At 35.6% G+C, this 26551-nt stretch carries 26 protein-coding genes; 22 read left to right on the top strand and 4 right to left on the bottom strand.

Going from position 1 to position 26551, the window contains the following annotated elements; genetic code table 11:
• Positions 1–202: 202 nt before the first annotated feature.
• Positions 203–763, bottom strand: a complete 561-nt coding sequence (gene mrpI / locus ACNARN_RS04170; protein WP_109371496.1) for a phase variation DNA invertase MrpI — start codon at positions 761–763, stop codon at positions 203–205.
• Positions 764–1440: 677 nt separating this feature from the next.
• On the opposite strand from mrpI, the gene ACNARN_RS04165 reads away from it, so the two are divergent.
• The 19 genes from ACNARN_RS04165 to ACNARN_RS04075 all read left to right on the top strand — a co-directional run bounded on the left by ACNARN_RS04165 (position 1441) and on the right by ACNARN_RS04075 (position 20385).
• A complete protein-coding gene (locus tag ACNARN_RS04165; RefSeq protein ID WP_196532222.1) occupies positions 1441–1968 on the top strand; it encodes a fimbrial protein in 528 nt (175 codons plus the stop codon).
• A 95-nt stretch (positions 1969–2063) separates the two neighbouring features.
• Entirely contained in the window at positions 2064–2612 is a 549-nt protein-coding gene (locus ACNARN_RS04160) for a fimbrial protein (protein ID WP_160230858.1), read from the top strand.
• A gap of 21 nt (positions 2613–2633) precedes the next feature.
• Positions 2634–5249, top strand: a complete 2616-nt coding sequence (locus ACNARN_RS04155; RefSeq protein ID WP_196532221.1) for an outer membrane usher protein — start codon at positions 2634–2636, stop codon at positions 5247–5249.
• 55 nt (positions 5250–5304) lie between these two features.
• Complete coding sequence (locus ACNARN_RS04150; RefSeq protein ID WP_198619432.1) at positions 5305–6063, top strand: fimbria/pilus periplasmic chaperone; 759 nt, start codon at positions 5305–5307, stop codon at positions 6061–6063.
• A 13-nt stretch (positions 6064–6076) separates the two neighbouring features.
• The gene (locus ACNARN_RS04145; protein WP_198630205.1) at positions 6077–6622 is read left to right on the top strand and encodes a fimbrial protein; all 546 of its coding nucleotides are present in this window, start codon (positions 6077–6079) and stop codon (positions 6620–6622) included.
• 11 nt (positions 6623–6633) lie between these two features.
• Positions 6634–7119 carry a fimbrial protein gene (locus tag ACNARN_RS04140; protein ID WP_109373864.1) on the top strand — a complete coding sequence of 162 codons (486 nt, stop codon included), beginning with the start codon at positions 6634–6636 and terminating at the stop codon, positions 7117–7119.
• 10 nt (positions 7120–7129) lie between these two features.
• Positions 7130–7678 (top strand): fimbrial protein, encoded by a 549-nt coding sequence (locus ACNARN_RS04135; RefSeq protein ID WP_198619433.1) that lies wholly within the window; start codon positions 7130–7132, stop codon positions 7676–7678.
• A 21-nt stretch (positions 7679–7699) separates the two neighbouring features.
• Positions 7700–8527: an adhesin gene (locus ACNARN_RS04130; protein WP_098943998.1), complete on the top strand. Its 828-nt coding sequence runs from the start codon at positions 7700–7702 to the stop codon at positions 8525–8527.
• A gap of 21 nt (positions 8528–8548) precedes the next feature.
• On the top strand, positions 8549–8869 hold the full coding sequence (locus ACNARN_RS04125) for a helix-turn-helix domain-containing protein (protein WP_109373866.1): 321 nt from the start codon (positions 8549–8551) through the stop codon (positions 8867–8869).
• 1938 nt (positions 8870–10807) lie between these two features.
• The gene (locus tag ACNARN_RS04120) at positions 10808–11335 is read left to right on the top strand and encodes a fimbrial protein (RefSeq protein ID WP_109373867.1); all 528 of its coding nucleotides are present in this window, start codon (positions 10808–10810) and stop codon (positions 11333–11335) included.
• A gap of 87 nt (positions 11336–11422) precedes the next feature.
• Entirely contained in the window at positions 11423–11983 is a 561-nt protein-coding gene (locus ACNARN_RS04115) for a fimbrial protein (RefSeq protein ID WP_109373868.1), read from the top strand.
• 20 nt (positions 11984–12003) lie between these two features.
• Positions 12004–14625 carry an outer membrane usher protein gene (locus ACNARN_RS04110; protein WP_198619434.1) on the top strand — a complete coding sequence of 874 codons (2622 nt, stop codon included), beginning with the start codon at positions 12004–12006 and terminating at the stop codon, positions 14623–14625.
• A 45-nt stretch (positions 14626–14670) separates the two neighbouring features.
• Positions 14671–15429 carry a fimbria/pilus periplasmic chaperone gene (locus tag ACNARN_RS04105; protein WP_416304180.1) on the top strand — a complete coding sequence of 253 codons (759 nt, stop codon included), beginning with the start codon at positions 14671–14673 and terminating at the stop codon, positions 15427–15429.
• Positions 15430–15440: 11 nt separating this feature from the next.
• Positions 15441–15989 (top strand): fimbrial protein, encoded by a 549-nt coding sequence (locus ACNARN_RS04100; RefSeq protein WP_109373871.1) that lies wholly within the window; start codon positions 15441–15443, stop codon positions 15987–15989.
• A gap of 56 nt (positions 15990–16045) precedes the next feature.
• Complete coding sequence (locus ACNARN_RS04095; RefSeq protein ID WP_406588704.1) at positions 16046–16492, top strand: fimbrial protein; 447 nt, start codon at positions 16046–16048, stop codon at positions 16490–16492.
• A 10-nt stretch (positions 16493–16502) separates the two neighbouring features.
• Positions 16503–17054, top strand: coding sequence for a fimbrial protein (locus ACNARN_RS04090; protein ID WP_416304179.1), 552 nt, complete (start codon positions 16503–16505; stop codon positions 17052–17054).
• A gap of 20 nt (positions 17055–17074) precedes the next feature.
• A complete protein-coding gene (locus ACNARN_RS04085; RefSeq protein WP_198626067.1) occupies positions 17075–17908 on the top strand; it encodes an adhesin in 834 nt (277 codons plus the stop codon).
• A 23-nt stretch (positions 17909–17931) separates the two neighbouring features.
• Complete coding sequence (locus tag ACNARN_RS04080; RefSeq protein ID WP_109373875.1) at positions 17932–18249, top strand: helix-turn-helix domain-containing protein; 318 nt, start codon at positions 17932–17934, stop codon at positions 18247–18249.
• Between the two features lie 561 nt (positions 18250–18810).
• Positions 18811–20385 (top strand): AbgT family transporter, encoded by a 1575-nt coding sequence (locus ACNARN_RS04075; RefSeq protein ID WP_109373876.1) that lies wholly within the window; start codon positions 18811–18813, stop codon positions 20383–20385.
• 80 nt (positions 20386–20465) lie between these two features.
• Here ACNARN_RS04075 and ACNARN_RS04070 read toward each other — a convergent pair whose 3' ends face one another.
• Positions 20466–20840, bottom strand: coding sequence for a DUF1992 domain-containing protein (locus ACNARN_RS04070; protein WP_416304178.1), 375 nt, complete (start codon positions 20838–20840; stop codon positions 20466–20468).
• A 130-nt stretch (positions 20841–20970) separates the two neighbouring features.
• Between ACNARN_RS04070 and ACNARN_RS04065 the strand changes: the two genes are divergently transcribed.
• From ACNARN_RS04065 to ACNARN_RS04055, 3 genes are all read left to right on the top strand, one after another.
• Positions 20971–21309, top strand: coding sequence for a carboxymuconolactone decarboxylase family protein (locus ACNARN_RS04065; protein WP_109373878.1), 339 nt, complete (start codon positions 20971–20973; stop codon positions 21307–21309).
• A 409-nt stretch (positions 21310–21718) separates the two neighbouring features.
• On the top strand, positions 21719–22321 hold the full coding sequence (locus tag ACNARN_RS04060) for a phospholipid carrier-dependent glycosyltransferase (protein ID WP_416304177.1): 603 nt from the start codon (positions 21719–21721) through the stop codon (positions 22319–22321).
• Positions 22308–23366: a hypothetical protein gene (locus tag ACNARN_RS04055; protein ID WP_416304176.1), complete on the top strand. Its 1059-nt coding sequence runs from the start codon at positions 22308–22310 to the stop codon at positions 23364–23366. Before ACNARN_RS04060 ends, ACNARN_RS04055 begins: the two co-directional genes overlap by 14 nt.
• Before the next feature lie 499 nt (positions 23367–23865).
• On the opposite strand, the gene ACNARN_RS04050 is transcribed toward ACNARN_RS04055, so the two are convergent.
• Both ACNARN_RS04050 and ACNARN_RS04045 read right to left on the bottom strand, forming a co-directional pair.
• Positions 23866–25218, bottom strand: coding sequence for a TolC family outer membrane protein (locus ACNARN_RS04050; RefSeq protein WP_160230036.1), 1353 nt, complete (start codon positions 25216–25218; stop codon positions 23866–23868).
• Positions 25218–26543 (bottom strand): HlyD family type I secretion periplasmic adaptor subunit, encoded by a 1326-nt coding sequence (locus tag ACNARN_RS04045; RefSeq protein ID WP_198619439.1) that lies wholly within the window; start codon positions 26541–26543, stop codon positions 25218–25220. The genes ACNARN_RS04050 and ACNARN_RS04045 overlap by 1 nt, the downstream gene beginning before the upstream one ends.
• Between the last annotated feature and the right edge of the window lie 8 nt (positions 26544–26551).

The raw sequence follows: 26551 nt of genomic DNA, 5'->3' as shown, positions 1-26551 counted from the left end.
ATAATGATATTGGGTTATTCTTTAATTAGAAAACGATTATTAATAAATTATTAATACCTGCAATCGTGATTATTTATTTAATATAAAACAATTCCTAATTTTCTTAGTTATATTAAAATTAACTGTATTCTTATTGAAAAAATATAGCCTACTCTATTTAGTGTATTAATTCTTAGAGAATATATTAATTAAATAAATATTGTTAATTTCTTGCGTCCCAAATGTGAACAAAACGTTTTGAATTACTTGCGGTATAGATAACAGTATGTGAAATATTACGATGTCCTAAATAATCTTGAATTAAACGAGTATCTCTACCTAAATCAGCGAGTGCATAGCCACATGCATGGCGTAACATATGGGGATGAGGGGCTATGGATACATTAGCATCTTTACCTAAACGGCGAAGTAATCCATACACTTGTTGACGAGAAATTGGACCTGTTTTTTGGGATAAAAAGACCCATTCTGAGTCAGCCTCTCTCCATGTTTCCCTTTTTTTCAACCAGTTAACTAACGCTTCATACTCCTCTTCGATAATCGGTTGTGTTGTTGATAAACCGCCTTTTAAGCGTCTGACATAGAGTATTCGACTTTCTAAATCAATATCGCTTAAGGTTAAATTACATAGTTCACTCACGCGAAACCCATGTAAAAAACACATTAAAAACATACAGTAATCTCTTTCTGGATACCGTCCTTCCTTTGCTTGCTTCAAAATAGAATTGATCTCAAAACGTGTAAGAAACTTGCGCTGCTTCATTTTCATAACCTTTTCAATGAGATAACAAGGAACAAAAGTCAATTGATGCATCACTATAACAAGTAATATGCATCAATAAAGAGTTGTATTTTTTTTATGCTTACACTTTTACTTGTTCATTTTAAACAAGTTTATTGAAAGTTTATTTATTTTTAGAAAATGAAAGTGATTGATTGAAAAAGCGAAAAATGAGTATGGATAGGAATTTGGTTATCTTTAGAGAAATAAACAGAATACACCAAATTGTTTACTATTATTCTCTGGCTTCTCACTTAAGTCAAATTTAATGTTAATCACTTATCTTCATTTATTTAACATATTGATATTTATCATTATTTTAAAAAACAAACATGATTGGTTACTTTGTTTAAAATCCAGAAATAATTTTTTTTACTTTTTTCACAAATTATAGTAATTGCACTAAGAATTATAAACTCTTTTTTCGATATTTAAAGTTTGATTATCTAAATGTGTTTAATTTCGAGATGAAAATTTTTAACAAAACAATTTGGTGTATTTTGTTTTGTTTCTAACGATATTTAATTTCGTTTTGGACGGGCACAAGTATACCAAAATTCAAAAACTCAATAAGTGAGTCATTCAATTAGGAATAATTCAATCCTAATGAATTTATTATTTTTAATGTCTTCGTCCTTTATATTTTAGGAAACAAAAAGATGAAATTAAATAAATTAGCGTTAGTTCTTGGCTTAGGTTTAACTGTTGCTGCAGGTTCTGCTTTTGCTGCTGATCAAGGTCACGGTACCGTTAAATTTGTTGGTTCAATTATTGATGCACCTTGTTCTATTCATCCTGATTCAGAAAATCAAACTGTTCCATTAGGTCAAATTTCTACTGCTTCATTAAAAGATGGTGGTCGTAGTAATTCTCGTGATTTTAAAATCACTTTAGAGAATTGCACAACAGAAACTTATAAAACTGTTCAAACAACCTTCACTGGTTCAGAAGATGCAAACATCTTAGCAGGTTCTTTAGGTATTGAAGGTATCGCTAAAAATGCTGCTGTTGTTATCACTGATGCAGGTGGCAAACAAATCAAATTAGGCACACCAAGTGCTGCTCAAACATTACGTGATGGTAATAACGATCTGAACTTTGCTGCTTACTTACAAGGTTCTTCAGCAGAAGCTGCCGTTCCAGGTGACTTCACTGCAATCGCAACTTTCGCACTGACTTATCAGTAAGAAAAAATAAGCACAGTACAAGGATGTACAGTGCTTTATTTCCTGTGTCTATTTTTAACGATTTTTTTCTTACGGAGAAAAATATGAATCGCAAGATGACACCACTATGGCTATGCCTTATTGCCAGCTTACTGATAACAACAGCAGAAGCGAGTGATGTAAAACAAGATAAAAACATGCATCAGCGATTTGGGGTACTTAATCTTTCAGGCTCGATCTTAGAACCATCTTGCACGATTGCAGCAGGAAGTGGAGAACAAGTTATTCCACTGACAACGGTTTCTATTCCAATGCTAGTGACTGAAGGGCAAGGACCTATTGAGTATTTTTCTATCAGATTAACGGAATGTACGCTAATTGAACAAAAAGGTCAGGAAGCGGACAACCCTCGTTTTATTGCAACGTTTGAAGGTCCCTCTAACGAGAATGGTAATTTTGCACTTTCTGGTGAAGCGAGAGGCGCGTCATTAGCGATAGCTGATCGTTACGGTAGGCGAGCCATCCCCGGTAAGCCATTACCCCCAGTAGGTATTGACTCCAAATCAATGGCGTTACTTTACCAAGCGCGAATAGTCAAAAATAACGAAATACCAAAAGCTGGAAATTACCGAACAACGCTGCGATTTAAGCTGGAATACTATTAAATGGATCGGGTTGGATAACTTATGGTTAGAACATTCAAAACCGTTGGTTTAGGGACGGAAAAAAAGAAAAAACAACATACTATTCGGCCTGTTGCTGTACTGATCTATTTAATTCTTACTGGCGCTTCCAGTATTTCAAGTTCAGCTTTAGCAAATAGTGATATTGAATTTAATGCCGATATTTTAGATCTAAAAGATAAGCAAAATATCGACTTATCAGATTTCTCTCGTGCTGGCTATATTATGCCCGGCCGATATGAGTTTGTTGTTCGCGTGAATAATAATGAACTCCCTGAACTCTATAACATTAGCTATGTTGTACCAGCCAATGATCCTAAAGGTAGCGAAGCTTGCTTACCGCCAGAATTGATTCATCAAATAGGGCTCAAACCTGAATGGGCTGAAAAAGTTAAATATCAAGATAACGGAAGCTGTCTTGATATCTCTTCTATTCCCGGAATGACGGTAAATGCAAGTCTGGGAAATGGCAATCTTATTCTTACTATTCCTCAAGCGTATCTTGAATATTCAGCGCCAAACTGGGATCCACCTTCTCGTTGGGATCACGGTATCTCAGGTGTGCTTTTTGACTATAACGTCAATGCTAACGTGACAGATCCTGCTAAAGGAAAACAGCGTCAACAAGTTACAGGCTTAGGAACCGTGGGAGCGAACCTTGGTGTTTGGCGTTTCCGTGCCGATTGGCAAGCAAGTTACCAGCATACAACAGGTCTTCCTGATAGTACTGAAAATAGTTGGAAATGGAACCAGCTTTATCTTTATAGAGCCATCACGCAATTAGGGGCTCGCCTTGTGATGGGGGAAACTTACTCTCGTTCTGACATTTTCGATAACTTCCGTTTTACTGGGGTTAACTTGTCTACGGATGACAATATGCTGCCACCTAACTTAAGGGGATATGCCCCTGAAGTAACGGGTGTGGCAAAAACGAATGCGAAAGTGACGATTAGCCAGCAAGGCCGTGTGATCTATGAAACTCAGGTTGCTCCAGGACCGTTTCGCATTCAAGACATCAATGATGCAGTGAGTGGTAAATTAGATGTACGTGTTGAAGAACAAGATGGATCTGTTCAAGAATTCCAAATGGATACGGCAAGTATTCCTTATTTAACACGCCCCGGCCGAGTGCAATATAAATTATCTGCGGGTAAACCGTCGGATATGAACCGTAATACTGAAGGCCCTATTTTTGGTATGGGTGAATTCTCATGGGGGATCAGTAACGGTTGGTCACTTTATGGCGGTTCATTAGTATCGGGCGATTATAACTCGGTTTCTGCGGGTATTGGTCGTGACCTAATGGCACTGGGTGCTATCTCTTTTGATGCGACACATTCTTGGGCAAAAATTCCAAGTGATGACAAGCGTTATCATGGGGGCTCTTATCGTGTGAGTTACTCAAAACGTTTTGAACAAATAAACAGCCAAGTGACATTCGCAGGCTATCGCTTCTCTGAACGTGACTTTATGAGTATGAACCAATATTTAGATCGCCGTTATCGTGGTGGTGAAGAAGATAATAATAAAGAGCTTTATACCATTATGTTTAGTAAGCAGTTCCCTGAATGGGGATTGAGTGCTTACTTAAACTATAGCCATCAGACTTATTGGAATAAGCCTAATAACGATAACTATAACTTGTCATTAGCCAAAACGATGGATATTGGTAGCTTTAAAAATATCAACCTCAGTCTGTCGGCGTTTCGCAATAAATTCAATGGCACCAATGATAATGGCGTTTATATGAATGTCAGTATGCCTTGGAGCGATCGTGCAACTATTAGCTACAACACGGTGATTAATAAACACGGTAATTCACATAATGTCAGCTATTACGATCGTATTGATGACAATAGTAGCTATCGAGTTGGTGCTGGTTTAAGCAGTAACGGTAAACCATCCGCAGATGCCTATCTCATGCATTACGCTGATGCTGCATTGGTCACTGCTAGTGCGAGCCATATTAATGGTGAATACACATCAGCAACATTATCACTACAAGGTGGGGCAACATTAACACCAAAAGGTGGTGCATTACACCGAACAAGTCGTACGGGTAGTACTCGTTTACTTGTTGATACAGATGGTATTTCAGATGTTCCAGTGAAAAGCATCGGCGCTATTACGCGTACCAATGCTTTTGGTAAAGCAGTACTGCCTGATATCAATGATTATTATCGCAGTAGTGCCAGCATCGACCTTGATCAGATGCCAGATAACGCTGAAGCATTACGCTCAATTCAACAGCTAACCCTAACAGAAGGCGCAATAGGCTACCGCCACTTTGATGTGGTCTCGGGGCAAAAAGCCATGGCTGTCATTCGCTTACAAGATGGAACTTATCCACCATTTGGTGCCAGTGTCACAACTGAGAAGGGGCGTGAGCTTGGTATTGTCAATGATGGTGGGAATGTCTATCTGACGGGGATTAACAGTGATGATCTATTGAGTGTTCGTTGGAATGGTCAAGAGCAGTGCAAAGTCCGTATTCCAACATTAGTTGAAGGATTATTTATGTCTTCATTATTACTGACTTGTAGTGATGGTGACGCAACACCTTCAACAATCAATCAAAGAACAGAGCCCTTACCTAAACCTCAACTGATCACGCAATAAGGTTAGGAAAAAAGGGAAAGATAAAAATAATTTCAGATAAAAAGAGTAATTTAAAATGATGTTATCAAAGCGCTTATTCATTGTAACAACCACTTTATTGACTGGAATGGTCTTTACTAGCCAAGCTCTTGCTGCGATTGCTTTAGATAGAACGCGTGTCATTTTTAATGGTGCCGATAAGTCTATTAGCTTAAATGTCAGTAATCAGAATAAAGAGTTGCCTTATTTGGCTCAGGGCTGGATGGAAAATGAAAATGGAGAACGTATTGACAGCCCATTATTAGTTTTGCCTCCTATTCAGCGTATTGAGCCGGGCGATAAAAGCCAAGTAAAAGTGCAGTCATTACCTGATATTGCCAAATTACCACAAGATAGAGAAAGCGTTTTCTATTTTAACTTGCGTGAAATTCCACCACGTAGCGATAAACCTAATGTACTGCAAATTGCACTACAAACGCGCATTAAACTTTTTTATCGCCCAGCATCGATTTACGCCACACAAACGGATCTCACCCATCCTTGGCAGGAAAAAATCACCTTAATAAAGAAAGGTGATCGCTATGAAGTGAATAACCCAACACCTTATTACGTGACATTAGTGGATGGGTTAACAGGATTGCAAGGAAAAAGCCTAGATGGTTTTGAACCAATCATGATTGCCCCTAAAAGCACAGGAACGATAAATCTGCATACTTCTGCGTTTGGCTCATCACCTGTACTCAGTTACATCAATGATTACGGTGGAAGACCACAGATGAAATTCACCTGTAATGGCAATGAATGCAAAGTTACAGAAACATCAGCAGGAAACTAAATAGGTCTATTTTATGAAAATGGAACAGCGGTTTAGCCCAAGCAAAGCAGTGTTGATTCTTATTTTGGCAACGTTTACTGGAGGCCTAAGTTTTACTGCTGTTGCGAATTTACCCGCTAGAGCGGTGAAAGATGTTATTCCAGGAATTGTTTATATCAATATTTCAGGGAATGTCATTGCGCCACCGCCTTGCTTAATTAATGACGGCAAAATGATCGAAGTTAATTTTGGTGAGGTGATGAGTACACGTATTGATGGTGTTCGTTATAAAGAGCCTGTCCACTACACCGCGACTTGCCAAAAAATGCCAACCAATGCCATGAAAGTTTATGTTACGGGTAGCGCAACAGGGTTCGATTCAAATGCGCTACAAACAAATATTACGGGATTAGGGGTGCGTATTCTGTATCAGGGAAACTTATTAGATTTAGGTAAGGCGGTGAATTTTACCTATCCCAACTTACCTGAATTAGAAGCTGTTCCTGTTCGTGATCAGAATGAAACCTTAGTGGGTGGTGATTTTGTCGCAAGTGGCACACTGCATGTGGATTATCAGTAAGAGGTCAGAAGATGAATAAATTAAAGTACCTATGTCTGATCGCATTACTGAATTCTTATTCTGTTATGAGTGCAGACGCACCTAATATGAAATTATTTGGCACCTTATTAGTACCCCCTCCTTGTGTCATTAGTAATAACGAACTGATTGATGTTTACTTTGGACACAACGTAGGTATTCACAAAGTAGATGGCATTAACTATACCGAATCGGTGAATTATCGATTGGTCTGTGATCCAAATTTAAAAGGTTGGGATTTAGGGCTTTCTATTATTGGTCCTAAAACACAGTTTGATGAAGCTGCGCTACAAACCAATATTCCAGATTTAGGCATTCATCTTACGCAAGATGGTAAGCCTTTTAAATTAAACGAGCGTATTGCGATATCACCCGATAATCCTCCCGTGATCCAAGCGGTGCCCGTTAAAAGACCGGGTAGCACTTTGCCTGAAGGTGCATTTGAAGTTTCGGCAACACTGCTTGCTGAATACCAATAGGAGCGTATTGATGAATATAAAAAGGTTATCGATCCCGTTCATATTGGGTCTTGCCACATTTACGGGATTAATATCAACCGCTTTCTCAGCGCCAGACAATATGCGTTTTCACGGCATATTAGTTGACGAGCCTTGTACCATAAAGCCTGGTGACGAAACCGTTGAATTAGATTTTGGCAATATACCAGACAAGAACCTTTATGCGTATCAAAGAACACCAAGCAAGTTGTTTCAAATACGCTTGTCTGAATGTGATTTAACGATTGGTAAAAGCGTCAAGATCACTTTCAAAGGGGATGAAAATCAAGCTATGGCAGGACAAGGTTTTTTAGCGATTAGCCCAAGCAGTCAAGCGGCGGGTATTGCTGTTGGACTGGAATCTGAAAATGGAAATGCGCTACCTGTTAATAAAGAAACAGACAAACTCTCGTTAAATGCGGATGACACGATTTTAAATTTTTATGCCTTTATTCAAGGGGAGCCAGATGCGATTGCTAACCAATCCATTAAACGCGGCCCATTTAGTGCAATCGCCACATTCCATTTGAATTATGACTAATTATTAGGGTTGAGGTTTTATATGTCCATATTAAAGCGATTTCCGGCTTTATGTATTGCAATAGGTTTGTTGTTTTCGGCACCCGCAATGGCATCTATCTTTTCTTATATTACTGAATCGACAGGAACACCCTCAAATGCAACCTATACCTATGTTATTCAGCGTTGGGATCCTGAAACGTCGGGAACATTAAATCCTTGTTATGGATGGTCTACTTGTTATGTAACGATTAACCATAAACATGATCTTGATGGGTCTGGTGGATCAGCTAAGCAACTTATCACAAGAATTGAGAAGTTGCGTACTTTGGCTGAAGTTCGAGAGGAAGTTTTAAGAAATATATCCTTTCCACTTGAAGGAAAGACAAATCACGTAGGGCCTGCTTTAAATTCTAATCAGGAATGTGTGGGATTATTTTATCAACCAAATTCAAGTGGAATATCACCGAGTGGACGTTTATTGCCGGGATCATTATGTGGTATCGCACCGCCACCTGTTGGTGCCTGCAAAATAACAGAAGGTGCTGTAAACCTTAATTATGGTGATATAGATGAATATAGTTTAGAAGGTGCTCAGCGTTATCAGAATATCAATGTTACTTGTAATTTAGCGATGAAAGTCATGGTTATTGCATCAGGTTCAGATAATGGGAGAGTGCCTTTACGTTCAGACAACAGTTTATATGCTGATTTATTTCTTGATGATTATCCAGGCGAGACCGGTAGCATAATTAATGTTCCAGCTGGCGGTTCAGTGCCTGTAAAAGTAAGTTCTACTTTACATACAAATGGTCGCGTTGCACCGGGCTATTTCTCTGGTTCAGGATCAATTATTTTAACGATGCCTTAATCATGATAATGGGTGAATATTATGATGAATTACGATTTTACAGATATTGATGTTAATGCGTTGGTTGGAAAACGTATTCAGAAAAAGCGTAAAGAATTAGGTTATACCGGTATGCAAATTGCTGAGAAAATTGGTGTAAGTCAACAGCAATTCTCTCGATATGAGCGCGGGATGAACAAGATAGATTTAAGTTATCTTGTTCTATTAGCCAACTATCTAAATACACCTATTTATTGGTTTTTTGAAGACTGTTTTATATCAAAATCGTCATCAGAAAATCAATGTACCGATAAACGAAGTAGCATCATTGCTGAAGCGATGCCTGATGTTTTTTTATACTAATGCATATCGCTAAAGGATACTCAAACTTGGTGTTTTAGAGCGTATGCTTTTTCTTTGATTGATTACCAAATTGGTAAGGCAGGGGAAACCCTGCCCTTTTTTTATGCTAAAAAAGCTAAGTACCGTTAGTCAAACTCGAGTTATTGATAGTGTGATCAGCAAAAAGGAAGGAACGGATAATCAATTTTTACTCTTTTATATAGAGAAGAAAATGGGGCATAAATATAAAATTGTCATTTTATGATGATGATAATTATCTAACACAGGTATTTTTCTTGAAATGTAGGATAAGAATACTCTTAAAGCGAGTATTTAGAGAATATCGATTTCTATTAGGTTGAAAATGTCTTTTTTTTATTTCATCGTGAAAAAGATAAATAAAGCTAACTTAATTTATTAAATAAAGATACTCTAATAATGATATTCTTATTAAGACGTTATTAGTTAAATAATTAAATAATGCTAATGTAATTCTCTATTTTTATTTAAATTATTAACTTGTTATTATTCAGTCTATAAAGGATTGTTTCCAATATATACCTTAAAACTTACTTCTTTAGATTAATTAACTATTCGAAAATGAGTTAAATCTATTCAGATAATATAAAATTATTCCTAATTTATCGTAAAAATAAAAAAACACCAATATTCTTATTGAAAAAAATTTGATAATTAAAAAACAAGTAATAACGACTAATATTTATACGCATTATATGGGTAATGTTAAATTAATGAATTCGTAATGTAAATAAAATGTATTTTACTGTGTTTCTATTTTGATAAGAAAATGTGGATTCTATGGAGATTTAATAATATGAATAAGCTAATAATGAAATTAGTAGCAATACGTAAAATAGTCAAGGAGCCAATAAATAATTAATTTAAATTTTTGAAGCCGCTCTTAATAAATACATTAAAATTTTTACCCAAAAAAAGCGTAATTATTCTCAATCAAATGATTAAATTTTTAGGTTTTTCTGAGAAAAAAATAGGCGTTACACGAATTTCTTTTTTGAATTATCAGTTAGTTAACTTATAAGAGTGTTCTTAATCAAAAAATGCAATTTGTACAAAAAACTCGCTTTATGACCTCAACTTCCTAAGTGAAAACACTTAATCTCAAGTGTTAAATTATTATAAAAATACTCTATTCTTGATTAGTTTATTTATATAATAAATTGTAAATCAATTACTTATGATTTTTCTGCTCTTTTTATTTTGTTTATTGTAAATATACGTAACTATAAAAAATGTAACTATTAATTTTTATATTAAATACAGATGCTTATGTTTATTTTGTGTTTTATTTTTAATGCTTATTTCAATTTTGGATTATCATTAAAGGAGTTATTTAATGTGGTTTATACATGGGATTAAATAATGATAATAAATAAATTAACAAATCCATTATTTTGATCTGCTTATAAATCAATTAATTAAGTCTAATTTGTTTCATTATGTAAAATTTTAGTTATATTGAGTTAAAATAAATAAATAAGAAAATGTTATTTAATTGACAATTAATCCTATTCGTAAAAAGACAATCAGATCTTTTCACTTTAAATTCCAAAATAGCAGAATTTAAATCTTGTATATCTCTTTTTAAGAGTGTCTATTTGGCTTTAAAGTCCATTTCCGTCATTTTCAAAAAGTAATATTTTGTATGAAAATGTAAAAAATACACCTAATATCAGTAAATTAATAAAAATAGACTTAATGAAATTGGGGTGGTTTGACTTAAATAAAACCAGAGAGAATAATATATCCAACTTGATACGCTTCCTTTATCTAATTTCATAATTAAATATGAAATTGGCTGGGTGAACTTTATCAAAATATAGAAACTTTATTTAGTGTGACATTCATTTAAGCAATTTGCTTATATTGAATTTTATTATTTTAAATATCTTCGTTCTTATATTTTCAGGAAACATAAAGATGAAATTAAATAAATTAGGTTTAGTTTTAGGTTTAGGCTTAACTGTTGCTGCTGGTTCTGCATTCGCGGCTGATCAAGGTCATGGTACTGTAGAATTTTGGGGTTCAATCATTGATGCTCCATGTTCAATTGATCCTAACTCAGGCGACCAACGTGTTCCACTAGGACAAGTTTCAGCAAATGCACTGAAAGATGGCGGCCGTAGTGTTTCTAATACTTTCAAAATTAAATTACTGCAATGCTCTACTGAAACTTATAAAACAGTTCAAACTACCTTCACTGGTGCTGAAGCAGCGGCTATTCTGCCAGGCTCTTTAGGCATCGAAGGTTTAGCGAAAAATGCAGCAGTTGTTATTACTGATGCTGGTGGTACACAAATTAAATTAGGTGAACCAACAAAAGCTCAAACTATTCGTGACGGTTCAAATGATCTGAACTTTGCTGCTTACTTACAAGGTTCTGCAACAGATGCAGCTGTACCTGGTGACTTTACTGCAATCGCTACTTTTGCATTGACTTACCAATAATAGATGTCCTTTTAGGCCCTGTATAAGGATGTATAGGGCTTTATCTTTAGCTGTATTTTTATGGTTTATCTTATGGAGTAGAAAACAATGAATCGCAAGATGGTGCCACTATTATTACTTGTTACAACAGGATTATTTGTTAAGCCTGTAATGGCAGTGACCGATATAAAACAAGATGTAAAATCACATCAGCGATTCGGCGTGGTTAGTCTACAAGGTTCTATATTAGAGCCAACATGTACTATCTCGGCAGGAAGTCGAGAGCAAGTTATCTCTTTGAGTACCGTGTCTATTCCGACCTTAGCTGTTGAAGGCCAAGGACCTATTGAACATTTCTCTATTCGATTAACAGAATGTTCCCTTGTTGACCAAAAAGGTACACAAGCTGAACGTCCTCGTTTTATTGCTACTTTTGAAGGCCCTGCACAGAACGGATTATTCCAACTTTTCGGCGACGCCAAAGGTGCTTCGTTAGCTATTGCTGACCGTTACGGAAGATTGGCAACACCAGGGAAACCTTTACCTCCTGTGGATATCGATACTAAATCGTTGTCTTTGTTGTATCAAGCAAGGCTTGTTAAAAATAACGACATTCCACGAGCAGGTAATTATCAAGCAACCCTGCGTTTTAAACTCGAATATTATTAAATGGATTGGTTGGATTATTTATGGCTAAATCATTCAAAACTGCTTCAAGAAAAGCAGAAAAAAAGAGTAATCAGCATACAATTCGACCTGTAGCAGCACTGATCTATTTAATTATTGCTGGTATGGCGAGTGCCTCTAATATGGTATTTGCAGCCGGTGATATCGAGTTTAACTCTGATATTCTTGATCTAAAAGATAAACAAAATATTGATTTATCAGATTTTTCTCGTGCCGGCTATATTATGCCTGGTAAGTATGAATTTATTGTTAAAGTTAACAATAATGAATTACCGGATCTCTATACCATTAATTATATTGTCCCCGCAAATGATCCTAAAGCGAGTATTCCTTGTATTCCTCGTGAATTAGTCAATCAATTTACATTGAAACCTGAGTGGCTCAAAGCGGTAACTTGGAAAGATGATGGCTCCTGTCTTGACGAGTCATCGATACCAGGTATGACAACAAGTACTAACTTAGGTGCAGGTAGTTTTATTGTTACTATTCCTCAAGCCTATGTTGAGTATGCAACCGACGATTGGGATCCGCCATCTCGTTGGGATGAAGGTATTTCAGGGCTTATTTTTGACTATAACCTGAATGCTAATGTGACCGATCCTGCTAATGGTAAACAAAGACAACAAGTTACAGGTAGTGGTACTGCGGGTGCTAACTTAGGTGTTTGGCGTTTTCGTGCGGATTGGCAAGCAAACTATCAACACACAACAGGCATGAATGGCAGTACTGAGAATAATTGGGATTGGAGTCAATATTACCTTTATAGAGCAATAACCCAATGGGGTGCTCGCCTTGTTATGGGTGAGACTTATTCACGCTCTGACATTTTTGATAACTTCCGTTTTACGGGTATTAGTTTATTAACGGATGATCAGATGTTACCTCCTAATTTAAGAGGTTATGCACCTGAAGTCACTGGTGTTGCAAAGTCGAACGCAAAAGTGACGATTAGCCAGCAAGGTCGTGTCATTTACGAAACTCAGGTCGCGCCAGGACCTTTCCGTATACAAAATCTTAATGATGCGGTAAGTGGTAAGTTAGATATTCGTGTTGAAGAACAAGATGGCTCAGTACAAGAATATCAAATGGATACAGCAAGTATTCCTTATTTAACACGCCCAGGTCGAGTGCAATATAAGCTATCGGCAGGTAAACCTTCAGATATGGATCACAAGGCTGAAGGACCTGTATTTGCAATGGGTGAATTTTCATGGGGGGTAAGTAATGGTTGGTCTCTCTATGGCGGTTCATTAGTTGCGGGAGATTATAACTCTGTTTCTTTAGGTATTGGTCGTGACTTGATGGCTCTGGGGGCAATTTCGTTTGATGCCACACATTCATGGGCAAAAATTCCGAATGATGATAAGAATTATCATGGTGGTTCTTATCGAGTCAGTTACTCAAAACGTTTTGAGGCGATTAATGGTCAAGTAACATTCGCAGGTTATCGTTTCTCTGAACGTGATTTTATGAGTATGGAGCAATATCTGGATCGTCGTTATCGTGATAACAATCGAGATAATAATAAAGAGCTTTATACCATAACATTAAGTAAGCAATTCCCAGATTTAGGCTTGAGTGCTTATCTTAACTATAACCATCAAACTTATTGGAATAAGCCTAATAACGATTATTACAACTTATCTTTATCTAAGTTTATGGACATTGGTAGTTTTAAAAATATCAATATCAATTTATCGGCTTACCGCAATAAATTTAAAGGCACGAATGATGATGGTATTTATCTAAATGTCAGCATGCCTTGGAGCGATAAAGCCACAATTAGCTATAACACCGTGATTAATAAGCATGGTAACTCTCATAATGTGAGCTATTTTGACCGCCTCGATGACAATAATAACTATCGCTTAGGTGCGGGGTTAAGTAGCCGTGGTCGTCCATCTGCTGATGCTTATTATACGCGTTATGGCGATACAGCATTGGTAACAGCGAGTGCGAGTCATATTCAAGGTGAAAATACCTCAGCATCACTTTCGCTACAAGGCGGAGCAACGTTAACACCTAAAGGCGGAGCATTCCATCGTACTGCAATGCCAGGAGCTGCGCGTTTATTGGTCGATACTAATGGTGTGGCTGATGTACCAATTAGAAGTTTAGGGGCTGTGAGCCATACTAACTATTTTGGTAAAGCGGTACTTCCAGATATCAATAATTACTATCGGAGTAGTGCAACAATTGATTTAGATAAATTACCTGATGATGTTGATGCAGTGCGTTCAATTCAACAATTAACCCTGACCGAAGGGGCGATAGGTTACCGTGAGTTTGACGTTATTTCAGGGCAAAAAGCGATGGCGATTGTCCGCATGAAAGACGGTAGTTATCCACCATTTGGCGCTAGCATTACCACAGAAAAAGGCCGAGAACTGGGCATCGTGAATGATAGCGGTAATGTTTATTTAAGTGGAATAAACTCTGGTGATATTTTAGATGTACGTTGGAGTGGTAAAAAACAGTGTGAAGTACAAGTACCTAAATTAGATGAAGGTATCTTTATTTCTTCACTATTATTAACGTGTGGGGACACTCCATCAATCTCTTATTCAGCACAAGAGAGAACCGAATCACCATCTCAGCCACAATTAGTCAAAACTGAAGGTTGAGAAGGGAAAAATTAAACGATTTTATAAACAAAAGAGTAATTAAAGATGATGTTATTAAAGCGCTCATTCATTGTAGCAACAACCTTATTGACAGGCATGGTATTTACTCAGCAAGCCATTGCTGCAATTGCATTGGATAGAACTCGTGTCATTTTTAATGGTACTGATAAATCAGTCAGCCTTAATGTCAGCAATCAAAATAAAGAATCGCCTTATTTAGCTCAAGGTTGGATGGAAGATGTGAATGGGCAAAAAGTAGAAAGCCCTTTAATCGTTCTACCGCCTATTCAACGTATTGAACCAGGTGATAAGAGCCAAATAAAAATACAGGCTTTACCCGATATTGCGAAATTACCGCAAGATAGAGAAAGCGTGTTTTATTTTAATTTACGTGAAATTCCACCACGTAGTGATAAGCCTAATGTACTGCAAATTGCATTACAAACACGCATTAAACTTTTTTATCGCCCTGCTGAGATTTATGCAACACAAACGGATTTAACTAATCCGTGGCAGGAAAAAATCACCTTAACGAAAAAAGGTGATACTTATCAGGTAAATAATCCAACCCCTTACTTTGTGACAATTGTCGATGGGTTAACTGGGTTAAAAGGTGAAAGTATTACTGGGTTTACGCCTTTAATGGTTGATCCAAAAAGTAGTGCAGATCTTAATTTGAAAGCTTCTACACTTGGTGCATCCCCTGTACTTAGTTATATCAATGATTACGGTGGACGCCCTCGTTTGAAATTTAGCTGTAGTGGCAATGAGTGCAAGGTTGTAGAAACAGCAATCGGAAATTAATAGGTTTATTTATGGATATGGAACAGCGGTTTAACACAAGCAAAGCAGTGTTGATTTTATTAATGACAACATTTACTGGTGTCCTGAGTTCAGCTGCTGTTGCAAATACACCACCTACAGCGAGAGCGGGTAGCACTATACCTGGGATTGTATATGTCTATATCTCGGGTAATGTTATCGCTCCACCTCCTTGCGTTATCAATGGAGGAAAAACGATTGAGGTTGATTTTGGTGAAGTCATGAGTACGCGTATTGATGGTGTTAATTACAAAAAGCCTATTACCTATAGTGCTGAATGTAGAAAAATGCCAACAAATACAATGAAAGTCTCTATTTCTGGAAATGGTACTGGGTTTGATTCAAATGCTTTGACCACAAATATTACAGGATTAGGGGTACGTATTCTTTACCAAAATAAATTATTAAGATTGGGGCAAGAAGTGAATTTCACTTATCCTAACTTTCCTCAATTTGAGGCAATTCCTGTTCGTGATTATTCTGCATCATTAACTGGAGGTGATTTTTACGCTACTGCAACGCTTCGAGTAGAATATCAGTAAGGAGTCAGTACATGCTTATTAATTTAAAAAAGGTTTGTCTGACAACATTACTCGTCATGTCGCCTTTATTTGTCAGTGCGGATGAACCGAATATGAAATTATTTGGAACATTATTAATTCCGCCTCCTTGTGTGATCGAAAATAATAACTTAATTGAAGTTTATTTTGGCCATAACGTTGGTATTCATAGAGTTGATGGCATTAATTACACCCAACCCGTGAATTACAAATTAAAGTGCGATCCCAATATTAAAGGGTGGGATCTGGGGCTTTCTATTATTGGCCCTAAAAGCCAGTTTGATGATGCAGGATTACAAACTAATATTGCCGATTTAGCGATTCATATGACTCGCAATGGTGAGCCTTTTATTTTAAATGAGCGATTTGTTATCTCACCAGATAAGCCACCTATTATTCAAGCTGTACCGGTAAAAAGACCAGGAAGTACTTTAGTAGAAGGCCCATTTGAAGTAACAGCAACGTTGCTCGCAGAATATCAATAGGAGTGTGAAAATGAAGCTTAAAACATTGCCGCTTCCTGTTATTTGCGGGCTTACGTTTCTAATAGGAATATTTACAGCTGCCAATGCAGCACCGAATAATATGCGACTTTATGGCACATTAGTTGATGAACCTTGTGTGATTAAACCGGGGGATGAAACCATTTCTCTAGAATTTGGTAATGTGCCTGATAAAACGTTTTATATTGGCGCAGGTAGAACAAATAGCCAAAATTTTCAAATTCATTTATCAGAATGTGACCTTTCTATTAATAAAAGGGTGAGAGTGACATTTAGTGGTACTGAAAATCAGGCAATGGTTGGGCAAGGTTTTCTTGCATTAAGTACAGGAAGTCAAGCTGAAGGTATTGCCATAGGGTTAGAAAACTCTGATGGCAGTCCACTGCGGATTAATCAGGAAACAAGCAATATTGCCTTAAATTCAGGAGATTCTATTTTAAGGTTCCGAGCTTTTATACAAGCCGAGCCTAATGCTATTGCTAATGAATCAATAAAACGAGGTCGTTTTAGTGCTATAGCCACATTCCACCTGAATTATGATTAATTATTAAGATTGAGGTTAATATGTTTACCCCAAAACGATTATCAGCATTATGTTTATTTAGTGTGATGATGCTCTTTTCTGCGTCATCAATGGCTTCTATTTTTTCTTATATTACTGAATCCAAAGTTCTTACTCCTTCCTCTGCAAATTATACTTTCATTATTCAACGTTGGGATCCTGAAACAACGATGACCTTGAATCCTTGTTATGGTGGCGCATCTTGTAAAATTACGATTAATCATCGACATAATGCATCAGGACAAGGTGGGGCAGCGACAAGAACAGTTTTAACAGGGGCGCAAAAATATCGCACTATGGCGGAATTGCGTGATGCTGTTATGCGAGTGCAAAGTTTTCCTACGTCACCTACTGTAGCTCACCACTCAGGGGTGCCTAATAGTGAAATTCAAGAGTGTGTTGGTTTATTTTATGAAACCGGAACGACAAAATTACTACTTCCAGGATCAATGTGCGGTATTGCACCACCTCCTGCTGGGGCTTGTGAGATAATTGATGGTTCTGTCAACCTCAACTATGGCGACATTGATGAAGATAAACTAGGCGACTCAACACAGAATAAACGTTCACAAACAATTCGAGTGACGTGCAATAAAGATTTATCGGTTGTTGTTTATGCCTCATCTCTAGATGGTCCAAATGTCAGATTACGTCCAGACGGTAGCCTATTTGCGGATTTATATCTTAATAATAGACCCGGTGAAAATGGTGAGACAATTTTTGTACCTGCGGGGAGAGCAACACCTGTAGTTGTTAGCTCTGTATTACGTCCTTATGGTCGAGTTGCTCCTGGTTCATTTTCTGGGGTAGGTACATTAATTTTGGCAATGCCTTAATATAAACGAAGTTGGAAAACGCGATGATGGATTATGATCTTATAAACATCAATGTGAATGAGTTAGTTGGTCAAAGAATACAGAAAAAACGCAAAGAGCTTGGTTATACAGGCGCTCACATTGCTGATAAATTGGGAATTAGCCAACAACAGTTCTCACGTTATGAAAGAGGGTTAAATAAAATAGACCTAAGTTACCTTGTGACATTAGCTGTTTATTTAAAAACTCCAATATACTGGTTCTTTGAAGATTGTTTTCATGTTGAAGCTGAAACGGAAGATAAAAATATCCGCAAATCTACATATTTTATGGCGGAATCCACACCCGATTTTATTTTCTAATTACAGATATTTTTAACACTGGGTTTAAGTTATACAGAAGAAGGCAGGAGAAATCTTGCCTTCTTTTTTTATCCATAATAATTATTTATTGTCGATTTTTTTATTTTATTGCTGTTTAAATGATGGTTGGTTTATTATCTTTTGCGTTACAAATAAACTCATTTTTAACCTATTTTGTATTTTTATTCGCCACTAATTTCCTCTTTATAGTAATTTCGTCCGTTATTATCAGGTTTATCAGAGTATTGATTCGATTCTTCCCATTATTTCAGCAGATCTTTAACTACCAAAGGTTAACAATTAATCAAAATATTGTTAAAAAATGTTACCTTATGCACATTTTTTAATTTTAGATATTATAAATTAATTTTAATGTAAGTGATTTGTAATTGTGTAATTTATTTTTATTTTATTGTTTATTAAGGTGAAAAATATTTTATTTGATAACTTTATTATGATGTTTATCTTAAATAAAGCATTTATAAATAGGATTAACAGATAGTCATAATAAAAAGGGTTGTGTACTGTGCATTTTCTGTTTTTTTATAAAAAGGATAAATGATGCAAACAAAAAAACAGGGAGGCAGTCGCTTTCTTCGCACAGTGGAATGGCTAGGAAATGCGCTACCCCATCCCGTTATTTTATTTATTATTTTAATTGCTATTTTACTTGTCTCTTCGGCAGTTGGTGAATACTTCGGTGTTACGGTACAAGATCCCCGACCAGAAGGCGCCAAAGGACGCGCAGAAGATGGCTATATTCACATTATCAGCTTATTAGATGCTGATGGTATTCGCCGTATATTGGCAAATATTGTCACAAACTTTACTGGATTTGCGCCTTTAGGTACGGTGCTGGTGGCGTTATTAGGTGTCGGCATTGCTGAACGAGCAGGTTTATTATCTGCGGTTATGCGTTTAGTGGTAATGAAAGCACCTCGCAAGATGACCACGTTGGCGATTGTTTTCGCTGGTATTATGTCAAATACTGCGGCTGAATTGGGTTATGTGGTATTGATACCGTTATCAGCGATTATCTTTCATTCGTTAGGACGGCATCCTCTTGCTGGTTTAGCTGCTGCATTTGCAGGGGTTTCTGGTGGCTATTCTGCTAACTTACTCTTAGGGACGATAGATCCGTTATTATCGGGTATTACGCAGCAAGCCGCGCGCATTATAGATCCAACTTATATCGTTGGTGCTGAAGCAAACTGGTACTTTATGTTTGTCAGTACATTCCTTATTACTTTCTTAGGTTACTTCATTACAGAAAAAATCGTTGAGCCTCAACTAGGGCCTTATAACGGTAATGAACTTGATGATGAAGAAAATGATTTAAGGAATGCTGCTGAAGTTACGCCACTAGAAAAGAAAGCATTATGGGCGGCAACAGGAACCTTTATTGTTATGGGCGTGATTTTGGCGCTAACGGTTGTTCCTGAAAATGGCATATTAAGAAACCAAGAAACAGGGCTAATTGGTAATTCTCCTTTCTTAAAATCTATTGTTGTCTTTATTTTCTTATTCTTTGCAATTCCGGGTATTGTTTACGGATGGGTTGCTAAGACAATGCGTACAGATAAAGATATCGTTGATGCTATGGCGAATTCGATGAGCACATTGGGGCTTTATCTGGTCATTATTTTCTTTGCGGCTCAGTTTGTTGCGTTTTTTGGTTGGACAAACATCGGTCAGGTTATTGCTGTCAAAGGTGCAGCATTACTTAATAGCATTGATATGCCAAGTGGATTACTGTTCTTAGGTTTTATTTTAATCTGTGCTTTTATTAACTTAATGATTGGCTCGGCTTCGGCTCAATGGGCTGTAACCGCGCCTATCTTTGTACCCATGTTAATGCTTGCAGGTTATGCGCCTGAGACAATCCAAGCAGCATATCGAATAGGAGATTCTGTTACTAATATCATTACACCAATGATGAGTTATTTTGGTTTGATATTAGCAGTTGCAACAAAATATAAGAAAGACACAGGTATTGGTACGATGATCTCTATGATGTTGCCATATTCCGTTATTTTCTTAATTGGTTGGTCATTATTATTCTACTTATGGGTATTTGTATTCAATTTACCAGTAGGGCCTGGCTCACCAACGTATTATTCTCCAACAGCAGGTTAATTCTCTGCGATAAATGAAAGAAGCTTATACAGGGATGTATAGGCTTTTTCTATGCTGATATTTCATTATTTTTGATCGGTTTATTTTTTATGATTTGTCAATTTTTCTATCAGCTGTGTGGCATAGTCCGCATGTAAAAATTGAGTATCTAAACCAGCTTGCTGTAATTTCAACTCAAGTAATGCCAAACGTTTTTGCAGTGATCCATTGTTTATTTCGGTTTCATTTAATGTGCTTAAGATTTCAGCTAGAGATAAGGCTTCTTTTCTATCTTGCATTTCAGGTGGTAAAAAACCTGCATTCTTTAATAAGTGATAGCTTGCTCTAAGTGACTCTGGAACATGGCTATTATCATCAAGGATCAGCGGTTTTCCTTCACCTTTAAGTGATGAAAGTTCTCCTTTTTGTAACGCTTTTTCGATATGGCGTTCAGCCCACTCGTCTAAAATAGACACTTTAAACCTCTTTTTCGGTAACTATCACAATAAAAAAGATCACCTCAAATTAAATTCCCTTGCTTATATTATATGGTTTGATAATATATTTTTATATTATATAAATAAGTATATTATTAGGGGATCAAAAATGAGCAAGTACAAAGAAATAGTAACAGACATTGCAGGTAACATGGGGGCATTGTCTCAAAATATTCCAGAAGTGATGAAAGCTTTTATGAGTACAACAAAAGCGGGTGGTAAAGACGGTGCTTTAGACGCAAAAACAAAAGAACTGATCGCCATTGCAATTGCTGTCGCAAATCGTTGTGATGGTTGTATTGGATTTCATACAAAAACACTTGTGGAGCTTGGCACAACAGAACAAGAACTCGCTGAAGCATTAGGCGTTGCTATTTATATGGGGGGAGGCCCTTCAGTTATGTATGCATCCAACACCATGGGCGCTTTTAAAGAGTTTAGTAAATAAGATTTTTATCATTATATAATTAAACAAAGTAATCAAAAACCAGAATAAGTTCCTTCTGGTTTTTTTATTTATATACTTTGTTTATTTTCTGTTTATGTTTAATTCTTTATCCTTCATTTTTTAATTTAATACTATTTAGGTAGATTTTTGATAAAAAACTTGCTGTTACTTAAAAAAGATTAATAAAAAATTAATGTGTCGTTATTTTAATTACTAACTAAATTTTATCAATATCTTATTGATTAGTATTGATAATGCTGTTTTTTTGGTATCTTTTTCGTTGGTTGAAAATAAAGCAATGTGTTAATTAATTATAATTTAATAAATAATAATTGAATCTTTTATAGGATAGCTATTCTAAGTGAATAGTTCGTATAAGGTGATATTGTTTTATTTTAACGAGGAATATATGCGTGTTGATTTTGTAGAAAGATATAAATGGTTTCTACTTTTTATTTTTATATTTTTAACTTATTTAATTCCTCTCGAAACGCGACTGCTCTGGCAACCAGATGAGATCCGTTATGCTGAAATTAGTCGAGAAATGCTTGCATCAGGTAATTGGTCTGTACCTTATATGCTGGATATTCGTTATTTTGAAAAGCCAGTATTGGGGTATTGGCTAAACAGTATAGCACAATGGTTATTTGGCGGCGGTAATTTTTCTGTTCGTATTGTCGTTGTAACTTCAACCTTATTAACCGGCTTATTTGTTTATCGTGCTGCTATGCTAGTTTGGCATAACCGTACTTTGGCGTTTAATGCACTGGTAGTTTTTTTATCCTCGTTTCTTGTGTTAGCTATTGGTACTTACAATATTCTTGATCCTATCGTGACAATGTTTGTCACGGCAACAATGTATTATTTTTTATCTGGATTACATGCAACTAATAGAAAGAGTAGAATTAAAGCTTATATTCTCGTTGGTATTTTCTGTGGATTAGGTTTTCTAACCAAAGGTTTTATTGCTGTTGTATTACCTGCATTAGTTTTTTTTTGTGACCGCAATTAGCTTATCTCGTTTTAAAGAAGTCCTTTGTTATACACCAATAGCGCTTATCTCTATGGTTATTATTGCTGGTCCCTGGGTGATTTCAGTTGCACTTCAGGCACCTGATTATTGGCACTACTTCTTTTGGGTTGAGCATGTTCAACGTTTTGTTGAAAAGGGATCAGCAAGATCACAACCTATGTGGTTTTATTTACCTATTGTAATTTTGGGTATTTTGCCTTGGTTAGGGTTCTTATTTGGGGCTATTAAATCAGCTATTTTCTTGAAGAAAGGAACTCTTTATTTTTCGTTTTGGTTATTCCTGTTTTTTGCTTTCTTTTCTGCCTCCAGCGGTAAGTTATTAACCTATATGCTACCTTGTTTTGTGCCACTTTCTATCTTGATTGCACATTATATGGAAGAGCTAAAAAATAAACAAAATGAAAAAATTCATAATATTAATGCGATCATAAATACTGTTTTTGGGCTTGTAGGCGTCTCTATTATTGTTTATTCGCTTCTCTCTACACGATTTACGTTATATGAAACAAATGAGCAATATAAAGCGTTGCTGGGTATTGTGGGCTTCTTATTTTGGAGTGTGATAGGGATTGCTTCTTTCTTTAAACCCACACGCTTACTGACTTTATTTTGCTCGATAGGATTAAGTTTAGCAATTGGGTATGCTATTCCTCATAAAGTAGAAAGCAAAAGCACCCCTGAAAAGGCAATTAATTACTATTATAGTGAGCTAGCAGATAAGCCTTATATTTTAACTGATGAAGTTGGGATCGGAACGTCTTTAGCATGGGGGTTAAAACGCACTGATATTCGTTTAACAGAGACGAAAGGGGAGCTTGCTTATGGTCTGGCATATCCTGATGTGCAAAATAAATATTATGATCTTAAGCAGCTAGTTAACTTAATTGAAGAGAATAACTATCAAGGGCTTGCGATTATTTTAGTCCGACCAGAGCGAAAAGAAATATTATCTGTTATAAGCCAGTTAAAGGTAAAACCTATTGTAGAAAAACAGGGTGATTTAACATTTGTTTTCTTTAATTGACTGATTTTAAATATTATTTATTTTTTCAAAAGACGGTTATAAAAGAGCAAATAAATTTAACTTCGGCTTTTAAAATGACATAAATTTGATTTTTTGTGTTGTTTTTATGTGATCAAAGCCCAAAAATGGATTTTGTTGAGAAATATATTTTGCTCTTTTTAGTTTTAATGGTAGGTTTAAAATGTGTCCATTAAATCGGAGTTAGCTAAGCACTATATGACAAGTCACTTTACTTTATCAGAACCCCCGCCCAAACAAAATGTACTTATGAATGGGGGTAATTTATGCTGATTTTCCTAGCTGAATGTTTTATCGGTCTAGCATCAATTGCTCTTACTCACCGTGTATTAACGTTGTACGGTACTAAAAAGAAGTGATGATACCCCGCTAGCTAAAATAAGTGATTAACTATTGCTTATAACTAAAAGTCCTATATCTATTCCATGATCTAGGACTTTTATAATTATATTCATATCTCTTATTAAACAATTTAACAACTCTATTGAAAATAACCTTCAATTAATTTTATTTTTTCAATATCTAATGTATTAGTGTATTGATGTAATAATGTCCAAGCCTGAATATAATCATATTTAGCTTTAATCAAATCCTGTTGAGCGCGATATAATAATTCTTCAGCATTAAGAACATCAACCATTGTCCTCTGCCCACCAATATAACTTTTTTGAGTCGCATCTAATTGTAATTTAGCAGAGGAAACGGACTGCTCATAAGCATTCAATTTAATATTACTCGTTGTACATATTTGGTATTGATGACGTAGTTCTTGCGTGATTTGTTGGATAATTGAATCTCTTTCAAAAGCACTCATTTGATACAATGCAGTAGATTGACGCATCGAAGCTGTTGTTTTTCCACCATTAAATAAAGGCAAACTGACATAAAAACCAACATTCGCTGATTGATATTTTTGATTTACAGTATTATTACTATCGGAATCACTATTAGAGTAAGAGGCATAGAGTTGTACTGTTGGGAAAAATTCACCTCGATTTTTCTCTACTTCTTGTTTTGCTATTGCCATTTCATAACGAGCTGTTTGAATATTGAGGTTGCTTTGCATAACCTCATTTTCCCATGACTCGTAATTATTGGGTGTGATAGGTTGTAATATAAAGCGATTACTGCTTAATTTTGCTATATGTTCTGCATAAGGTAGTGGCGTGCCAATCATTGAACTTAGTTTATTTTTAGCATTATCTAATTCAAGCTGAATATCTGTATATTGAGATTGAGTTAAATATAATCGCGTTTGGATCTCTGAAATATCTGTTTTTGTTCCTTCACCTAATTCGAATAAACGCTGACTTGATGTTAGTTGTTTTTTATAAATCTCTTGCTGTGAAAGGTTTAATAATAATTTATCCTGTGCATAAGCCAATTCTATATAATTATCTACTAATCTGATCACTAGCTCGGAAAATTTTACTTGATAACGGCTGTCTGATAATAATGTTTTGATTACCGATGATTTGTAATCACTAAATGCAGTGTAATCAAAGAGTGGTTGGCTAATAATTGCACTGATAGAATGGCTTTGATAATTTTGATATTCTGTTCTTTCCATTTCCCCTTGATTCGTATTAATAGGATAAACTTTTCGTTGCCAATTTCGTGGGTTGTTTTGATAGTTTACATGTACGCTTGGGAGTAATTGAGATAATCCAATATTTTCATACTCTTTACCCGCAACCTGTTCTTTAATCGCAGCATTAAACGTAGGGTCATTTTTTACTGCTAAGAAATAAAGATCAGATAAATTGATCGCCAAAGCGTGAAAACTTAGCATCCATATAAATAAAATGGTTGAGAGTTTTTTTATTTGCATCATTATTCTTCCGTTAATGAAGTATGGATCCTATCTAAAACAGGCTTGAAGAGATAATTTAGTAATGAGCGATCGCCTGTATTAATAAATACATCAACTGGCATTCCAGCCTTTAATTTATTTTTATTGTCTGTAAGAAGAGCATTATCTTTAACATTAATAAATACTTGGTAATAAGGTTCTGTTGTTCTTTCATCAATGAGTCTATCAGCTGAAATTAATGTTACCTCTCCAGGAATTTTAGGTGTTGTATTTTGATTGAATGCACTAAACATTAAATCAACAGGAAGACCAAGGGTAACTTTATCAATTAGGTGAGGTGCTAAACGTGCCTCAATAATTAATTGATGATCTTGAGGAACAACTTCCATTAATGTTTGACCTGTTCTTACAACGCCACCTTGGGTAAAAACAGATAAATCCATTACTATTCCCGAAATTGGGGCAGTAATTTGCATCTTTTTTAGTTTATCTATTTCAATGATAAGTTGTTTTTCTGTTTCACTTATTTGTAATTGAACTTGGTTAAGTTCAGTACGTGCCGATTGGTAAAAATTAGCATTACGTTGCAATATTTTTTGTTGATATTCCAATTTTTGTTTTTCTAATGTACTTATTTGTCCATATGTATCATTAAGGTGGTTATTATTTTCAGCAAGTTCACGCTCAATTTCTTGATAACGATGACGGGGAATATAGCCCTCATTAGCAAGAGTATATAAATCTTTGATTTGAATTTTTAAGCTATCAATTTGATGTTGTTTATTTAACGTAGATCTTTTTAAATGAACTAAACGATTAGAGATACCATCAATAATAGCTTTATAGCCATTTATCTCACTATGCAATTCAATATACTTTTCATTAAGTAGTTTATTTTGCAGTAGAGATAATTTATTTAAATTCTCTGAAGGAGAATAATATTTTTCATTGGGATCTAAGATAAACTCTGTTTTTTCATTTAATTGAGCATATAAGCGTTGTTGAGTAATCAGTAAATTATCATATTGATCAGATAAAGATTTGACTAAAGCTTTCGATTGAATAGGGCTTAATTGAATAAGCGTTTGGCCTTCGATTACGTTATCACCATTCTTCACTAAAATGTCAGTGATAATACCTTCTACGGAAGCTTGAACACTCTTTTTATTACCTGAAATTGAAACATTTCCTTTTGCAGATACGCCTTTATCTAAAGGAGCAAAGGCAGCCCAAAAAATAAAAATAGCAAGACCTAAAAGAATAACTGACCATCCTATTATTAAGAATTTTCTAGGATCATCTGAAATACCATGAACAATATCGATTTCATTTTTTTTTGTGATCATAATAATCT

It is taken from the genome of Proteus sp. TSJ240517, assembly GCF_047921575.1.
Taxonomy (GTDB): Bacteria; Pseudomonadota; Gammaproteobacteria; order Enterobacterales; family Enterobacteriaceae; genus Proteus.
The sequence above is the reverse complement of the archived record's forward strand: the minus strand, read 5'-3'. Positions and strand labels throughout refer to the sequence as shown.

Coding starts and splice junctions, on each gene's coding strand:
- mrpI (WP_109371496.1), bottom strand. CDS start 763: ATGAAGCAGCGCAAGTTTCTTACACGTTTTGAGATCAATTCTATTTTG.
- ACNARN_RS04165 (WP_196532222.1), top strand. CDS start 1,441: ATGAAATTAAATAAATTAGCGTTAGTTCTTGGCTTAGGTTTAACTGTT.
- ACNARN_RS04160 (WP_160230858.1), top strand. CDS start 2,064: ATGACACCACTATGGCTATGCCTTATTGCCAGCTTACTGATAACAACA.
- ACNARN_RS04155 (WP_196532221.1), top strand. CDS start 2,634: ATGGTTAGAACATTCAAAACCGTTGGTTTAGGGACGGAAAAAAAGAAA.
- ACNARN_RS04150 (WP_198619432.1), top strand. CDS start 5,305: ATGATGTTATCAAAGCGCTTATTCATTGTAACAACCACTTTATTGACT.
- ACNARN_RS04145 (WP_198630205.1), top strand. CDS start 6,077: ATGAAAATGGAACAGCGGTTTAGCCCAAGCAAAGCAGTGTTGATTCTT.
- ACNARN_RS04140 (WP_109373864.1), top strand. CDS start 6,634: ATGAATAAATTAAAGTACCTATGTCTGATCGCATTACTGAATTCTTAT.
- ACNARN_RS04135 (WP_198619433.1), top strand. CDS start 7,130: ATGAATATAAAAAGGTTATCGATCCCGTTCATATTGGGTCTTGCCACA.
- ACNARN_RS04130 (WP_098943998.1), top strand. CDS start 7,700: ATGTCCATATTAAAGCGATTTCCGGCTTTATGTATTGCAATAGGTTTG.
- ACNARN_RS04125 (WP_109373866.1), top strand. CDS start 8,549: ATGATGAATTACGATTTTACAGATATTGATGTTAATGCGTTGGTTGGA.
- ACNARN_RS04120 (WP_109373867.1), top strand. CDS start 10,808: ATGAAATTAAATAAATTAGGTTTAGTTTTAGGTTTAGGCTTAACTGTT.
- ACNARN_RS04115 (WP_109373868.1), top strand. CDS start 11,423: ATGAATCGCAAGATGGTGCCACTATTATTACTTGTTACAACAGGATTA.
- ACNARN_RS04110 (WP_198619434.1), top strand. CDS start 12,004: ATGGCTAAATCATTCAAAACTGCTTCAAGAAAAGCAGAAAAAAAGAGT.
- ACNARN_RS04105 (WP_416304180.1), top strand. CDS start 14,671: ATGATGTTATTAAAGCGCTCATTCATTGTAGCAACAACCTTATTGACA.
- ACNARN_RS04100 (WP_109373871.1), top strand. CDS start 15,441: ATGGATATGGAACAGCGGTTTAACACAAGCAAAGCAGTGTTGATTTTA.
- ACNARN_RS04095 (WP_406588704.1), top strand. CDS start 16,046: ATGTCGCCTTTATTTGTCAGTGCGGATGAACCGAATATGAAATTATTT.
- ACNARN_RS04090 (WP_416304179.1), top strand. CDS start 16,503: ATGAAGCTTAAAACATTGCCGCTTCCTGTTATTTGCGGGCTTACGTTT.
- ACNARN_RS04085 (WP_198626067.1), top strand. CDS start 17,075: ATGTTTACCCCAAAACGATTATCAGCATTATGTTTATTTAGTGTGATG.
- ACNARN_RS04080 (WP_109373875.1), top strand. CDS start 17,932: ATGATGGATTATGATCTTATAAACATCAATGTGAATGAGTTAGTTGGT.
- ACNARN_RS04075 (WP_109373876.1), top strand. CDS start 18,811: ATGCAAACAAAAAAACAGGGAGGCAGTCGCTTTCTTCGCACAGTGGAA.
- ACNARN_RS04065 (WP_109373878.1), top strand. CDS start 20,971: ATGAGCAAGTACAAAGAAATAGTAACAGACATTGCAGGTAACATGGGG.
- ACNARN_RS04060 (WP_416304177.1), top strand. CDS start 21,719: ATGCGTGTTGATTTTGTAGAAAGATATAAATGGTTTCTACTTTTTATT.
- ACNARN_RS04050 (WP_160230036.1), bottom strand. CDS start 25,218: ATGATGCAAATAAAAAAACTCTCAACCATTTTATTTATATGGATGCTA.
- ACNARN_RS04045 (WP_198619439.1), bottom strand. CDS start 26,543: ATGATCACAAAAAAAAATGAAATCGATATTGTTCATGGTATTTCAGAT.